General features: G+C 43.6%; 12 protein-coding genes. 7 read left to right on the plus strand and 5 right to left on the minus strand.

Annotated features, from left to right (window positions below; translation table 11 throughout):
- Window positions 1–65: 65 nt before the first annotated feature.
- Window positions 66–1775, plus strand: coding sequence for a DUF4925 domain-containing protein (locus IR173_RS13085; protein WP_237040042.1), 1710 nt, complete (start codon window positions 66–68; stop codon window positions 1773–1775).
- A 30-nt stretch (window positions 1776–1805) separates the two neighbouring features.
- Complete coding sequence (locus tag IR173_RS13090; RefSeq protein ID WP_237040043.1) at window positions 1806–2276, plus strand: calycin-like domain-containing protein; 471 nt, start codon at window positions 1806–1808, stop codon at window positions 2274–2276.
- Between the two features lie 175 nt (window positions 2277–2451).
- Here the strand turns inward: IR173_RS13090 and IR173_RS13095 are convergent, their stop codons facing one another.
- From IR173_RS13095 to IR173_RS13115, 5 genes are all read right to left on the minus strand, one after another.
- The gene (locus IR173_RS13095; RefSeq protein ID WP_237040044.1) at window positions 2452–3228 is read right to left on the minus strand and encodes a porin family protein; all 777 of its coding nucleotides are present in this window, start codon (window positions 3226–3228) and stop codon (window positions 2452–2454) included.
- A 17-nt stretch (window positions 3229–3245) separates the two neighbouring features.
- Window positions 3246–4373: a PCMD domain-containing protein gene (locus IR173_RS13100; protein ID WP_237040045.1), complete on the minus strand. Its 1128-nt coding sequence runs from the start codon at window positions 4371–4373 to the stop codon at window positions 3246–3248.
- A 205-nt stretch (window positions 4374–4578) separates the two neighbouring features.
- The gene (locus IR173_RS13105) at window positions 4579–5913 is read right to left on the minus strand and encodes an NADP-specific glutamate dehydrogenase (RefSeq protein ID WP_237040046.1); all 1335 of its coding nucleotides are present in this window, start codon (window positions 5911–5913) and stop codon (window positions 4579–4581) included.
- Window positions 5914–6066: 153 nt separating this feature from the next.
- Window positions 6067–6249, minus strand: coding sequence for a hypothetical protein (locus tag IR173_RS13110; RefSeq protein ID WP_237040047.1), 183 nt, complete (start codon window positions 6247–6249; stop codon window positions 6067–6069).
- A 126-nt stretch (window positions 6250–6375) separates the two neighbouring features.
- On the minus strand, window positions 6376–8667 hold the full coding sequence (locus tag IR173_RS13115) for an NADP-dependent malic enzyme (protein WP_237040048.1): 2292 nt from the start codon (window positions 8665–8667) through the stop codon (window positions 6376–6378).
- A gap of 454 nt (window positions 8668–9121) precedes the next feature.
- On the opposite strand from IR173_RS13115, the gene IR173_RS13120 reads away from it, so the two are divergent.
- The 5 genes from IR173_RS13120 to IR173_RS13140 are packed head-to-tail and all read left to right on the plus strand — an operon-like array spanning window position 9122 to window position 16477.
- Entirely contained in the window at window positions 9122–10333 is a 1212-nt protein-coding gene (locus tag IR173_RS13120) for an efflux RND transporter periplasmic adaptor subunit (RefSeq protein ID WP_237040049.1), read from the plus strand.
- A gap of 57 nt (window positions 10334–10390) precedes the next feature.
- Window positions 10391–13609 (plus strand): efflux RND transporter permease subunit, encoded by a 3219-nt coding sequence (locus tag IR173_RS13125; RefSeq protein WP_237040050.1) that lies wholly within the window; start codon window positions 10391–10393, stop codon window positions 13607–13609.
- An 11-nt stretch (window positions 13610–13620) separates the two neighbouring features.
- Window positions 13621–15006, plus strand: a complete 1386-nt coding sequence (locus IR173_RS13130; RefSeq protein ID WP_237040051.1) for an efflux transporter outer membrane subunit — start codon at window positions 13621–13623, stop codon at window positions 15004–15006.
- 23 nt (window positions 15007–15029) lie between these two features.
- Window positions 15030–15797, plus strand: coding sequence for an acyl-ACP--UDP-N-acetylglucosamine O-acyltransferase (gene lpxA / locus IR173_RS13135; protein WP_237040052.1), 768 nt, complete (start codon window positions 15030–15032; stop codon window positions 15795–15797).
- Window positions 15798–15823: 26 nt separating this feature from the next.
- Window positions 15824–16477: a TetR/AcrR family transcriptional regulator gene (locus tag IR173_RS13140; protein ID WP_237040062.1), complete on the plus strand. Its 654-nt coding sequence runs from the start codon at window positions 15824–15826 to the stop codon at window positions 16475–16477.

Here is a 16477-nt window from a genome sequence, read left to right on the forward strand (position 1 = left end):
GTAGGACGTTTAACTTTTTACTATATTTGCACGATTTTTCGAGTATAAATTTAATTAACTAGACAATGAAAAAGAATCTTTTTTATTATTTGTTTGCTGTGATATGTTCAGTAACTTTATTCACAGCATGTAGTGACGATGATGAAGATACTACATGGCAGCAAATTCCGGAAATAACCAACGACAATGTAACTTTGAAGTTGAATGATAAAACACCGGCAGGTGCTACTGTAGGTTTTAAATTTATAAATGGTGAGAACGGTGAGTTAACATTGAATAATGCTATTTATGGTCATGATATGGTAAAAGTAGATGTTTCTTTGCAAAAGAAAGATGAAACTTCTTATACTTTTTCCGGTACTGCTGACTTGGAAGCAGCTAGACTTACTAGCATTTCGGATGGAGCTTTGAAGGTAACTGTCAGCGGTACTATTAATACAGCCGGCGAAATGACAGTAGATGTTATCACTTCCGGCTGGGCTGCTGTCAGTGGCGTATATGCTAACGATAGCTTGTCTATGACCCTGAACGGTGAAGCTCATTCTTCTAAATTTGCAGTAACGTTGACGGTAACAGCAGAGGATAAGGCAACTTTGGTTTTTGACAAGATAGTAAACGTGGCTGCCGGTTTTGAAATGGATGTTACTTTAGAGAATGGAAAGATAGAAGGAAACAAAGAAAAAGAAGCCGGTTATTTAATTTCGGTTTCCGGTGCTTTGACTGACGGTAAGCTAACTTTGGCGGTAATTACTTCCGGTTGGGGAACTGTTTCCGGTTCATATTATGGAAACGGTGAAAATAAGCTCATTTATCATGCAGATGAAGATAAGGAATGGCCTAGTGGGGCTTCTATCGGGATTAAAATGACGAGTGAAAATAAAGCAGATATTACATTTAGCAATCTGTTGTCTGGTTCACGTACCGGTGAATTGAAGGGAGTTGATGTGACTTCTAAAGATGGGGTCTACACGTTTAAAGGTGGAAAAACTAATGCTTATGGTTATGATTTGATATTTGATGGTACTTTCACTGCCGGCGCATTGACAGCTAAGGTTACTTATAAAACCAATTCTACGTTGGTTGGTACATGGGTTCCGAAAATGAATAATGGATTGGTGCAGATTGGAGGACAATTCAGAACTCATAACGGAAGTGTCACTTTCCCGAAAGAACTCATAGCAATGTTACCTGAAGAATTAAAACCGATGTTTCCCGAAACAATGTCGGATGAAGCATTGTTACAGGTTTTACAAGGACTTTTGGGTAAGTATGCTTCTTTCCTGAAGAGCGTAACGTTTACTGAAGGTGGTCGTCTTATTGCAACTTATGTTGATATGCCGAAAGATATGAATGGCGATGGCGTTATAGATGAAAATGATATGGTTAATGTTGAAGAGAAGAACTTTAGCTTGCTTCAATATTATCCTGATCCATTTGCTTCAGGTTCAAAGTTTTATTTGACAGTGAGTATTATGGACTTGATGGGAATGATACCTCAATCCGCTCCAAGAACCTGGGATCCGGGCACTTTATTGACAGAAGGGGCTCCTTTGTGTTATAAGGCAAGCGAAGATACTGCCAGTATTGCTATAACGGATGAAGTATTGAATGCCCAAACTATACAGATGATAAATGGAATGTTACAGATGTTTGGTCCAATGATTCCGGGATTTGCAGAACAACAAGAAATGATTAATGCTGTTATGGGGGCTTTGAATTCTATTTTGGGTGATGTTTCAGAATTGAATATAGAAATACTATTCGAGAAAAAATAAACAAGTGTATAATATTTAATAGATGTAACAATGAAAAAGAGTGTTTTTTATTATTTGTTTGCTGTGATATGTACGGTATGTCTGTTTACAGCTTGTAGTGATGACGATGATGATGACAACAAGAAAGCATTAACTGTAGATAACATTGTGGGCACTTATCCTGGTGATTTGGATATAACGCTTGCAGGCACGGAAGTGGCCAAAGATGTTGTTGCATCTATTGTTGTAACTAAAGTGAGCGATAGTAAAGTGAAGGTTTCTTTATCCAACTTTACTATTTCCGGTCTATTACCTGTTCCTATGACAATTGAGGCGACATGCGATGTGGTTCCTTCGACAGACGAATTGAAGTTAAATGGTCAAACTACGCTTGATATGAGTGCTCTTGAAATGGGAGAATTGGCTGTAGTCATTACAGGTGACGCTGACGGTAAAGAGCTTGATTTGGATATTGCAGTTACTGCAATGCAAGTTGTTGTTGATTTTGAAGGAAGAAAATAATAATTGTTCTTTCTGAAGAATATAATAATAAAGAAGGCATCCAATTTTCGGGATGCCTTCTTTTTTGTGCTATTATGAATCTTTTGGAAAAAGAAGCAAGCTTTTTACGAAATCCAAGGTCTTTTCTGAGAATAATTTATTCTTTTCGAAAAAGCCTGGTTTTTAGAAATGAACCTTAGAATGCATATCCGAATCCCACGTTCAGATAGACTGCATACATATCGAAAGTGATTGTTTTGAAATCTTTTTTAAAGATATCATTCATTCCCCAATTCAGGTCTGCATATACTTTCAAATGTTTGAACGCTTTCCAGTCTACTCCTAATTGTGCTCCCCATTGAAAATTGCGTAAATCAGAAGAAAAATCGTAAGAAGCAATTGCTCCGTTATTAAAGTTTACTTTTTCTCCTGTCGGATCATCTTTACGCAGATAACCTTCGTATACGTGGCCGCTGAAATCACCGTCCATCAGATAAGAAAAGTAAGCACCGGCTTTCAGGTTCACACGATGGTTCAATTTATAAGCAGCTAAGATTGGAATAGTGAGGTATGAGTTTTGCACTTTGGTGCGCACACCTCCTGTCCAGTTGCCTTTTAAACGATTACCATCCTCACCGATAATCTCCATGCCATAGTTCTTTACTCCAGCTTTTGTACGCATACCTTTATTTTCCAGGCGGAGTCCGGTGACGATACCCCAACGCTTTTGTTCCCCAAACCATTTAGTCATGTTTCCTTCGATGGTAATCGAAAGGGTAGGATTGTAGTTTTTGATGTCGCGTATCTCTTCGGGAAAAGGCAAAGGCAATGTTCCTCCAATGTTGAAACCGGCTTTCAATTCATATTCCCAACCGTGTAATGCGGCGTTTATCAAGGTCTTTGTTCTGTTTTCTTGAGCCCATGTGTGGAAGCTCACCAATGTGATAGCCAGAAGCAATATATATTTTTTCATATCGAAAATCTTTTAAGTTATTTGTACTCTATTTCCAAATCGTCAATAAGTAATGTGCTGCCGGGAGCACCTTTGAATTCATCTCCATTTTTGCTGGCAGACAGGATAATGCTGATGTTGTATTGTCCTTTGGCCAGTTTCTCCAAGTCGACGGTTTTGCCAAATCGTTCGTAGTCGAAAGGCAATTCAAAACGTTTCCATTGTTCTGTTTCCACGGCATCTGTCTGGTTTATTATTGCCAAAGCTACCATGTTCGGGTGTTCGTAATTGTTCGCTACGATATGTCCGTCTAAGGTTTGTACTTTAGCATCCTTTTCATAAAATAATGCATATATATTGAACACATCCTTTCGGTCAGTATATTCTCCGTTTTCATAGAATTTAGGCCCTGCCTTATACTTATAATAGCCGGTCAGTTTGGTAGGCTGATAATAGAACGTTGTTCCGAATTTGGTTGCTGCCAAAGCATCTCCCAATGCATTGAGTAGTTCAAATTTTCCTATAAATAAGTTACCTGCCGCAATAGGTTTTCCTACTTTATTGCCTAAGTCTCCGGTGGTATGAGTTACTAGCTTCAGACAATTGCCGGAGCGTCCTTCCGAGCTGATGGTAGTTGGGTAGTCCTCGGGAGAGTTACCTCCTCCTGTCAGTGCGAATCCTTGGTTTCCGCTAGCCCAGGTTAGGGTGGCATGTCCGGCTGCTTCTTCGTAGAAAACATAATAGTTACTTACTCTTTTCACTGTCTCAAAGTGGAAAGAAGTCGGGATGTTTGTTGTTGACGGATAATGCAGGTTGATGGCATAAGTGCGATGCCATTTTCCGTCTTCCGAAGTAGTGGTGTAGCGCACTGGCTTTGTAAAGTTGTGTGTCGTTCCACTGGCCGGATTAATAGTTGCTCCCGGAGTCAGTTCAAAAGTCGGTGCCAGTGCGGTCAAATCGGTCCCGTTGTTTACTTCTATATAAATAGGATAGGCATTTAGGCTTTCATCGAATGGTAGGTTGTAGTCAATCTCCGTACCTGAAAGAATGTCGGCGGGTAATATACATTTTTCGATATCAGCTTCCGCATTAGGTGCTTCGTCTTTGATGCACGATGTACAAAGGAATATGCCTATGGTACAGGTTAGTAAGTCTTTCAATCTCATGAATGGATAATTTTATAAGTTCTTTGATATTAAACACATATATAATTTACAAAGTTAAGGCTTTTCCTGAAATTTTTCTGATTATTACAATAAAATGAATGGGCCGTTTTTCTTTTTTTATGGTATAGAAGCAAAAAGGGTGCAAGAAATAAATTCCCCGCACCCTCTCTGCATGTTATGATATAATATAAAGGAATGGACTTTATTAAACGATGCCCTGAGCCATCATTGCTTTTGCCACCTTCATGAAACCGGCAACGTTTGCACCTTTCACATAGTTTACATATCCGTCTTCTTCCGTACCATATTGTACACAAGCTGCATGGATATTTTTCATAATGCTCTTCAGCTTTTCATCAACTTCTTCTGAGCTCCAGCCCAGCTTGATGGAGTTTTGAGTCATTTCGAGGCCGGATACCGACACGCCGCCTGCGTTGGCTGCTTTACCCGGAGCATATAGAATTTTGGCTTCTTGGAACACACGGATAGCTTCGGGGGTAGAAGGCATATTTGCACCTTCGCTGACAGCCATTACGCCGTTGGCAACCAATTGGCGCGCTTCGTCGCCGTTCAGTTCGTTCTGAGTGGCAGAAGGCAGCGCGATATCTGCTTTCTCTCCCCATGGACGAGCGCCTGCTACATATTTACAACCGTACTTTTCTGCATATTCGCGGATGCGTCCACGATATAAGTTCTTCAGTTCCATGATGAAGTCCAGTTTTTCGCGGTCGATACCGTCCGGGTCGTAGATGTAACCGTCAGAGTCTGACATAGTAACTACCTTACCACCCAACTCAATTACTTTTTCTACGGTATATTGAGCTACGTTACCTGATCCCGATACCAGGCAGGTTTTGCCTTTCAAATCGGTTCCTTTGGTTTTCAGCATTTCCATCAGGAAATAGATGTTACCGTAACCTGTTGCTTCCGGACGAATCAGCGAGCCGCCGAATTCGCGTCCTTTTCCGGTAAATGTTCCGGTGAATTCGTGAGACAACTTCTTATACATACCGAACATAAAGCCTACTTCGCGTCCGCCTACACCGATATCACCGGCCGGCACATCGGTTTCGGGACCGATATGACGCCATAGTTCCAACATGAAAGCTTGGCAGAAACGCATTACTTCCGCATTGGATTTACCGCGCGGAGAGAAGTCAGAACCGCCTTTTCCACCACCCATAGGCAGAGTGGTCAATGAGTTTTTGAATGTCTGCTCAAAGGCAAGGAATTTTAGAATTCCCAGGTTCACAGAAGAGTGGAAACGGATACCGCCTTTATATGGGCCGATGGCGTTATTATGCTGTACCCGATAGCCCATGTTGGTTCGGATATTGCCTTTATCGTCCATCCAAGTGACACGGAATTGGTATACGCGGTCGGGAATGCAAAGACGCTCAATCAAGTTTACCTTATCAAATTCAGGGTGTTTGTTGTATTCTTCTTCGATTGTACCAAGCACTTCTTCTACCGCCTGATGATATTCAGGCTCATTAGGGAATCTTCTTTTTAATTCGTCTAATACCTTAGCTGCATTCATAATCTATTTCTTTTATAGTTATTAATTAATTTCCATTGCTTTATTGACGATGCAAAAATATAGATAAGAATTGAATTATGCAACAAATTATAAAGGAAATGCTATAAAAAATATCAGATTGTACAAAATGTAAGCGAAAATATGAATAAAAGATTATTTTACCCTGTTCTTTAAATACTTTAGTAAAGGAATAAAGACTAAAGCGCCCGAAATGATAATGGATAAGATTAGCGGCCCGTCAATTTGTTCGCTTCCGGTGAGGATGATATAGCATATTGCTACCCATAAAAGGGCAAGAATTACAATTTGGGGAAGGGATAGTGGTTTTCGGCTCATGGTGATATACAGGTGTTTTAATGACAGATTTTATCGGGTTGAAGAACAAAAGAACAAATTAAGTGTATGCAGATTGCAGCACTAAGAAAATTTGTCCTTTTGTTCTTTATGGCCTGAAACAGGTTGTTATTTATTAGCCTTTTTCTTCTTTTCTACGATGGCGTCAATCACTGCTACAGCGGTGATGTTCACAATGTCGCGTACCGACGCTTCGCAGTCGGTGAAATGGATAGGCTTGTTCAGTCCCATTTGAATCGGACCGAGCACTTCTGTTTCACTACTCATGGACTGAATCAATTGGTACGTGGCATTGGCCGAGCTTAGGGTGGGGAATACCAATGTATTCACTTCTTTGCCTTTCAGACGGGTAAATGGATATTTTTCGTCACGCAGTGTTGTGTTCAAGGCAAATTTTACTTGCATTTCGCCGTCGATGGCGAGTTCGGGATACTTCTTCTGCATATAGTCTACTGCTTCATGCACTTTGGCGGGACTGCCTTCCGTGTCCGAACCGAAGTTGGAGTAAGAAAGCATTGCCATTGCCGGCGTGTGATTGAAAAATTCCACAGTCTTCTTTGACAGTTTGGCAATATCAATCAGCGTATCCGTGTCCGGATGGCGGTTAATCAGGGTATCAGCCACAAAGTAAGTACCTTTTTTAGAATTCAGGATATGCATGGTTCCGAAGTGTTTATATTCCGGTTGGATGCCTATCACTTCTTTTGCTACTTTGATGGTATTGGAATATTTGGTATACAAACCGGTGATAAATGCATCGGCTTCTCCTATTTCCACCATCATCATGCCGAAGTAGTTGCGCTCGAACATCTTGTCGTTTGACTCTTGGAGATTAGCTCCTTGGCGGGCACGTTTTTCCGAGAGGATACGCGCATAGCGTTCGCGGCGTTCGGCTTCGCGATCGTGGCGGAGGTTGATAATCTCGATGCCTTCCAAACTTAAATCAAGCTCTTTTGCCAATTTCTCGATGCGTTCGTCGTTACCTAGCAATATTGGATGGCAGATACCTTCCGCTTTGGCTTCGACAGCAGCTTTCAGCATAGTGGGATGGATGCCTTCGGCAAAAACAACTCGCTGGGGGTCACGGCGTGCCGTTTCGTACAGTTGGCGGGTGAGTTTGCTTTCCTGGCCCATCAACTCGCGCAGGCGGGTTTTGTAAGCTTCCCAATCTGTAATGTGTTTGCGGGCAACACCTGAGTCCATAGCAGCTTTGGCGACTGCCATCGAAACTTCAGTTATCAAACGGGGGTCTACCGGCTTCGGAATGAAATAATCGGGACCGAAAGTGAAGTTGTTTACGTGGTAGGCCTCATTTACTACATCGGGTACGGGTTGCTTTGCCAAATTAGCAATGGCACGGACAGCAGCCAGCTTCATTTCTTCGTTGATGGCTTTGGCCTGCGTGTCGAGTGCTCCGCGGAATATATAGGGGAAACCGATTACATTGTTTATTTGGTTGGGGTAGTCCGAACGTCCGGTAGACATCAATACATCCGGGCGGGATGCCATTGCATCCTCGTAAGAAATTTCGGGAGTGGGGTTGGCGAGGGCGAATACAATCGGATGGTCGGCCATGCTGCGCACCATGTCTTGTGTCAGTACGTTTCCTTTGGACAGGCCGAGGAATACGTCTGCACCCTTAATGGCTTCTTCCAGTGTGTGCACATCCCGGCGGTCGGTGGCAAAGAATTTTTTGTTTTCGGTCAGGTTGGGGCGGTCACTGGTGATGACGCCTTTACTGTCGAGCATAAGAATATTTTCTTTGCGTGCGCCGAGGGCTACATATAGTTTGGTACAGGAAGTAGCTGATGCACCTGCACCGTTTACTACGATTCTTACGTCTTCTATCTTCTTTTCTGCTACTTCGAGGGCGTTCAGCAGTCCGGCAGAAGAGATGATTGCTGTTCCGTGCTGGTCATCGTGCATCACCGGGATGTCCAGTTCTGCTTTCAGGCGATTTTCTATTTCAAAACATTCGGGAGCCTTGATATCTTCCAGATTGATGCCTCCGAAAGTGGGGGCAATGGCTTTAACGGCTTGGATGAACTTTTCAGGGTCTTTTTCATTGACTTCGATGTCGAATACGTCGATGCCTGCATAAATTTTGAACAACAGCCCTTTGCCTTCCATGACCGGCTTGCCGCTAAGGGCGCCGATGTCGCCTAGTCCGAGGACGGCGGTGCCATTGGAAATAACGGCTACCAGGTTACCTTTTGCTGTATAATCATAAGCTGTCTGCGGGTCTTTTTCTATTTCCAGACACGGTTCTGCCACTCCGGGCGAATAGGCGAGTGACAGGTCTGTCTGTGTGCTGTACGGTTTGGTAGGTACTACTTCAATTTTTCCGGGCTTGCCTTGTGAGTGATAGAGTAAGGCAGCCTCTTTGGTAATCTTAACCATAATGTTTTCCTATTTATTAGTGTTATTGTTTTAAATTGGTGGCAAAAATACAAATAAAATTATAAAATGACGCTTTTGCGCCATGAAATGATGTCGAATTGTTGATTTTTTAAGTGTAATATTTGACACGGATTCGTTTAATTGTGGGAGTAAAGGTACGAAATCCTGAGTAATCTCTCTGTTTTTACTGCTTAATTATAATTTAAAAATAAATAAAAAAAAGACCATGCTGCCACCCGTTATATACCGACATGCAGGATTGTGTCTATTGTTTATTTAACACCTTTCCAAACACTTTTTAGTTACGCGTTATTTATAGTTAAAGCTCACTGAATAAGGATATAAATGGCGAAAAAATGACTATTTTTGCGCCGTTAAAAACTTAATTGGGTTAGAAAGTTTTCTAATAACCCCGACTTCTTTTGCTAAATAATAAAGTTCAATAATATTAGTTATGAAGATGACAGTAAACAAAATGAAATGCATTTCATTGAGCCGCGCAGCGATTGTTATGGCGGCGATGGCCGTTTTAAGCAGTTGCGGAGGCGGTCAGAGTGGTATGAAATTGGGTGATGACGAATTCACCGTTGTGACGGTACAGTCCACGGCCAGCCAGCAATCCACTTCATATCCGGCTACTATCAAGGGTATTCAGGATATCGAGGTACGTCCTCAGGTGTCTGGCTTTATCGTGAAACTGTGTGTGGATGAAGGTGCAACAGTTCGCAAGGGACAGGCGTTGTTTCAAATCGATCCTACGCAGTATGCGGCTGCCAAACGTCAGGCAAGTGCAGCTGTGGAGATGGCAAAATCGAATGTCAATACTTTGACGCTGAACGAACAGCAGAAGAAGAACCTGCATGATAAGAATATTATTAGTGATTTTGAATATCAAAGTGCAGTAGATCAGTTGCTCTCTGCCAAGGCTAGTTTGGCACAAGCACAGGCACAATTGACAAGTGCCACGCAGAATTTGGATTTCTGTACTGTGACAAGTCCTTCCAATGGGGTGGTCGGAACTTTCCCTTATCGCGTGGGAAGCTTGGTGAGCCCGTCGGTGGCTCAGCCTCTCACCACTGTGAGCGAAATCGGTGACATGTATGTGTATTTCTCAATGACTGAGAAACAATTGCTGGCCATGACCAAGGCGGGCGGTACGCTGAAGGAGCAGTTGGAAAAGATGCCGGCCGTGAAGTTGGAATTGGCTGATGGTTCGGTATATGCGGAAGAGGGTCGAATTGATGCGGTCAGTGGTGTTATCGACCAGTCTACCGGCTCCGTAAGTATGCGTGCTATTTTCCCCAACAAGCAGTCGGTATTGCGCAGTGGTGGTATGGCCAATGTGATATTCCCTTATACAATGGAAAACATTATTTTGATTCCGCAGTCGGCCACTCAGGAAATTCAGGATAAGAAGTTTGTGTATGTGCTTCAGTCGGACAATGCGCTGAAACATACCGAAATTCAGATTTCAAACTTGAACGATGGCAAGAATTATATCGTGACAGGTGGTTTGAAACCCGGTGACAAGATTGTGATTGAAGGTGTTCAGAACTTGAAGGACGGACAGGTCATCACTCCGATTTCTCCCGAACAGAAAGAGGCTAAATATCAACAGCACTTGAAAGACCAGAAGGAGGGCAACATTGCCACAGCCTTTAAATAATTAATGAGTATTGAGTGAGCGAATTTATGTCGTTTATATAATAAGGTATATAGAAGAATGAAATTAGATAGATTTATTAATCGTCCGGTGCTGTCAACGGTTATCTCCGTGTTGATTGTCATCTTGGGTGTAATCGGACTTGCTACATTGCCGGTGACACAGTACCCGGACATTGCACCGCCTACCGTATCGGTTAGAGCGAATTATACAGGTGCGAACTCAACTGCTGTATTGAATTCTGTCATTGCGCCGTTGGAAGACCAGATTAATGGTGTGGAAAACATGATGTATATCCAGTCTACAGCGTCAAACAACGGTTCGGCTGATATTAATGTCTACTTCAATCAGGGCACTGACCCGGATATGGCAGCCGTCAATGTGCAGAATCGTGTCTCTATGGCACAGGGCTTGTTGCCTGCCGAAGTAACAAAAGTCGGTGTGACTACTCAGAAACGCCAAAACTCCATGTTGATGGTGTTCTCCCTGTATGATGAGACCGACTCGTATAATATTGAATTTATTGAGAACTATGCTAATATCAACTTGATTCCTGAAATCAAGCGTGTAAAGGGTGTAGGTGACGCTAATGTGTTGGGACAGGACTATTCTATGCGTATCTGGCTGAAGCCGGATGTGATGGCGCAGTATAAACTGATTCCTACCGATGTGTCGGCAGCTTTGGCCGAACAGAATATTGAAGCGGCTCCGGGACAGTTCGGTGAACGCGGTAACCAGACTTTCCAATATACCATCCGTTATAAAGGACGTCTGCAGCAGACCACTGAATTTGAGGATATTGTCATCAAGGCATTGCCCGATGGTAACGTGCTTCGTTTGGGTGATGTGGCAGATATTGAGTTAGGACGTTTGGCTTACACTTTCAACAATATGGTAAACGGCCATAAAGCGGTATCTTGTATCGTTTATCAGATGGCAGGTACCAATGCTACCGAAACGATTTCCAATTTGGAGGAAGTACTTGCAAAGGCGCAAGAGTCGCTGCCTACCGGTTTGAGCATCAATATTGCTCAAAATGCCAATGACTTCTTGTTCGCTTCTATCCATGAGGTTATCAAGACATTGATTGAAGCGTTTATCCTGGTGTTTATCGTGGTATATATCTTCTTGCAGGATATGCGTTCTACGTTGATTCCGGCCATTGCCATTCCGGTGGCGCTGGTTGCTACTTTCTTTGTGTTGAAACTGATTGGTTTCAGTGTGAACTTGCTGACACTTTCGGCGATGGTGCTTGCCATTGCGATTGTGGTGGACGATGCCATAGTCGTCGTCGAGGGCGTCCATGCCAAGTTGGACCAAGGTTATAAATCTTCTCGTGAGGCTTCTATCGATGCCATGAGCGAACTGGGTGGTGCCATCGTTTCTATTACATTGGTTATGATGTCTGTGTTTATTCCGGTAAGTTTCATGGGAGGTACGGCCGGTACGTTCTATCGCCAGTTTGGTATCACCATGGCTATTGCTATCGGTTTCTCGGCTTTGAATGCGTTGACTCTGTCACCGGCATTGTGCGCCATCTTCCTGAAACCGCACGATGAAGGACACGGAACGAAGAAAATGACCCGTGTGGAACGTTTCCATACTGCTTTCAATGCTGCATACGATTCTCTGTTGAAGAAATATAAGAAACACGTCGTGTTCTTTATCCATAAGAAATGGTTGTCGTTCGGATTGGTTGCTGCTTCTATCATCTTGTTGGTATTCTTTATGAAGACTACTCCGACCGGTATGGTGCCTAATGAAGATACCGGTACGATTATGGGTGCGGTGACATTGCCTCCCGGCACTTCGCAGGAGCGCGCCATGGAAATCTTAAACCGTGTAGACAGTCTGGTAGCTGCCGAACCTGCGGTAGGTTCGCGTACCGTGATTTCCGGTTTTGGCTTTATCGGCGGACAGGGTCCTTCTTACGGTTCTTTGATTATCAAGTTAAAAGACTGGGAAGAACGTTCCATGATGCAGAATTCGGATGTTGTGGTAGGTACTTTATTTATGCGTGCGCAGAAGATTATCAAAGATGCGCAGGTATTGTTCTTCGCTCCTCCTATGATTCCGGGTTATTCGGCATCCAGCGATATCGAGTTGAACATGCAGGATAAGACAGGTGGTGACCTGAACCACTTCTATGATGTGGTTTTGAACTATATGGATGCATTGAAGGCACGTCCCGAAATTAATTCGGCTCAGACCACCTTCAACCCGAATTTCCCTCAATATATGTTGGACATTGATGCTGCCGCTTGTAAGAAGGCAGGTATCAGTCCTAGTGACATTCTGACTACCATGCAGGGATATTTCGGAGGTTTGTATGCTTCTAACTTCAACCGTTTCGGTAAGATGTATCGTGTAATGATTCAGGCAGAACCCGAAGCGACTAAGAATTTGGAATCGCTGAACAGCATCAAGATACGCAATGGTAATGAAATGGCTCCTATCTCTCAGTTTGTATCTATCAAAAAGGTGTATGGTCCGGACGTTATCAGCCGTTTCAACCTTTATACGGCTATCAAGGTGATGGTGGCTCCTGCCAGTGGTTATACTTCAGGACAGGCTTTGCAGGCTATCGCGGAAGTGGCAAAAGAGAATCTGCCTACCGGTTACGGTTATGAGCTGGGAGGTATGGCCCGCGAAGAGGCATCTACCAGTGGCAGCTCTACAGGTCTCATCTTTATCTTGTGTTTCGTATTCGTTTATTTGTTGCTGAGTGCACAGTATGAAAGTTATATCCTGCCGTTGTCCGTATTGCTTTCAGTTCCGTTCGGTCTGTTGGGTAGCTTCTTGTTCGTAAACGGATTTGCGGCATTGGGAAATATCCCGGCACTGAAGATGATTTTGGGAACCATGTCAAATGACATCTATATGCAGATTGCATTGATTATGTTGATGGGTCTGTTGGCAAAGAATGCCATCCTGATTGTAGAGTTCGCTTTGGACCGCCGTAAGCAGGGAATGAGTATTTCATGGGCGGCAGTGCTGGGTGCGGCTGCTCGTTTGCGACCGATTCTGATGACCTCATTGGCCATGATTGTCGGTTTGATTCCGTTGATGCTGGCTATGGGAGTAGGTGCGCATGGTAACCGTACATTGGGAGCTTCGGCCATTGGTGGTATGTTGATTGGTATGATTTTCCAGATATTCATCGTACCGGTGTTGTTCGTGGTATTCCAGTGGTTGCAAGAGAAATTCAAACCGATAGAATGGGAGAATGTGGACAATACAGAGGTTGAACCCGAAATAGAACAATACACCCGTAAATGAATAGAAGAACAATGAAAAAGATAATAGGACTATGTTGTGCAACGCTCTTACTGAGCAGTTGCCACATCTATAAATCATACGACCGTCCCGAGTCGATAGATGCCGCCGGCATCTATCGTGACCCGGTTGCGGCTAACGATACATTGGCTGAAAATGATACAACCAATATGGGCAACTTGTCATGGAAGGAAGTGTTCCGTGACCCGAAATTGCAGGCTTTGATTGAAGAAGGACTGGCAAACAATGTGGATATGCAGACAGCCGTGCTGCGTGTGAAGGAGGCGAAGGCGCTGTTGACATCAGCCCGTTTGTCTTATTTGCCTTCGCTGGCACTTGCTCCGCAAGGTTCGTTGACCAGTGTGGATAAGGCTACTCCTGTTAAGAACTATACTTTGCCTGCTTCTGCAAGCTGGGAAGTGGATTTGTTCGGCAAACTGCTGAATGCACACCGTGGGCAGAAAGCTTCTTATTTGCAGAGTAAAGCTTACCAGCAGGCCGTACGCTCACAGTTGATTGGCGGCATTGCCAATGCTTACTATTCACTGTTGATGCTCGACCGTCAGGTGAGTGTTACCGAACAGAACGTGGCTTTGATGAAAGAAACTGTTCGTACGATGGAGGCTATGAAGGAAGCCGGTATGACTACCGAAGCAGCTGTAGCACAGAGCAAAGGAGCCTATCACCAGACAGAGGCTTCGCTGGCCGACCTGAAACGCCAGGTGCGCGAGACGGAAAACTCAATTTCTGTATTGCTGGCCAAGGCTCCCCAAAATATAGAACGCGGAACATTGGAAGAACAAGTAATGCCCACAGAACTGGCAGTGGGTGTGCCTTTGCAGTTGCTTGAAAACCGTCCGGATGTGAAGGCGGCTGAACTGGCATTGGCAAGTGCTTACTATACCACAAATCAGGCTCGCTCGGCTTTCTATCCGGGTGTTAATATCACCGGAACATTGGGATGGACGAATGGTTCCAATGGCACCGTTATCTCTAATCCTGCAGTGATGCTTTGGAATGCCATCGGTTCATTGACTCAGCCTATTTTCCAGCGCGGTAAACTGGTTGCCAACCTGAAAGTATCGAAAGCGGAAGAACAGATTGCCAAGATGAACTATCAGCAGACTATCCTGGAAGCAGGTAAGGAAGTGAGTGATGCTTTGTTCCTTTATGACACGGCAGACAAGAAACTGTCCGAACATCAGGCACAAGTTTCGGAAATGCAGAAAGCGGTAGAGATGAACAAAGATTTGTTTCAGGCGGGAAAAGCCACTTATCTGGAAATCATCACTGCCCAGCAGTCATTGCTAAGTGCTCAGTTGAACGAAGTTTCCGATACTTTCCAGCGTATGCAGGCTGTTATCAATCTGTATAGCGCATTAGGTGGTGGACGCGAATAATTAACCTTAAAAATGATACGAATATGATTAGTTCGTTGGCTTATGTAGACCCGTCAGCAAAAATCGGGAAAAACGTAACGATTCACCCGTTTGTCTACATCGACAAGAATGTGGAGATAGGTGATAATAATGTCATCATGCCCAACGCCAGCATAATGAGTGGCGCACGCATCGGTAACGGAAACACGATTTATAACGGAGCTGTTATTGCAGCAACTCCGCAAGATTTCAACTATAAAGGTGATGAAACCATTGCCCGTATAGGTGACAATAATACGATTCGTGAGAATGCTGTAATTATCCGTGCCACTTTTGCCGGTGATGAAACAGTGGTTGGAAACAATAACTTCATCATGCAGGGAGCGCGTATCTCGCATGATGTGACTATCGGTAACAATTGCATCATCGGTAACGGTTCGCAGGTGTCGGGATGTTGTGTCATTGAAGATTATGCTATCCTGACTTCCAATGTGTTGATGCAGGGACACACTCGTTTGGGGACTTATGCAGCGGTGCAGGGCGGATGCCGTTTCACTAAGGATATTCCTCCTTATTGTGTGGCAGCTCATGAACCGACCTCGTTTTACAGCATCAATACGCTGGTGTTGCAACACGAAGGATTTTCTGAAACGGTTCTTAAGCATATAGCCCATGCTTTCCGTATTCTCTATAAGGCAAATACATCTATCGAGGATGCATTGCGCCGTATCGAGGAACAAGTACCTTCCAGCCCTGAAATAGTGCATCTGGTGGAATTTGTTCGGAATTCGAAGTTGGGTATTATAAAATAAGTGTATCTTTGTCTTCTCTCTTTATGATGAATAGCGTTAAGAAGAAAAAAACAGATAAAACGATAGTAAGGGAGCATGTTGTTCAAGCAGCTGCAAAGGCATTTACCCGAAAAGGGGTAAAGACAGTCAGAATGGATGATATTGCCGCTGACCTGTCGATATCGAAAAGAACGCTGTACGAGTTGTTTCATGACAAAGAAGATTTGTTGCTCGATGTGATGAGGCTGCATCGGGAGGAGATGAAGAAATCAATGGAAGAGATAGCTTCCAAGGCAGAGAATGTCTTGGAAGTTATTCTCCGTTTCTATCAGAAGAGTGTACAGGACTTTCAGAATACAAACCGGAAGTTCTTTGAGGATATGGAGAAGTATCCTAAGGTGGTGGCTTATATTGCCGAGAGCCGCAAAGAGAACTTGGATGCCGCAATGGAGTTTTATCAAAAGGGAGTCAATCAAGGAATATTCCGCAAGGACGTGAATTATGCTATTGTTCGTGCAATGGTAGGCGAACAGATGGATATATTGCTTCGCTCTGAAATATGTAAATCCTATTCGCTGGCTGAAATATATGAAACTGTTGTTTTCATGCATATGCGGGGCATTTCTACAGAAAAGGGGTTGAAGATTGTAGATGATTTTCTGTATAACCAGAAACGGGAGGAGCATAACAAGAATGGATAG

This window comes from Phocaeicola faecalis (genome assembly GCF_021730445.1).
In the GTDB taxonomy this organism is placed as follows: Bacteria; Bacteroidota; Bacteroidia; order Bacteroidales; family Bacteroidaceae; genus Phocaeicola; species Phocaeicola faecalis.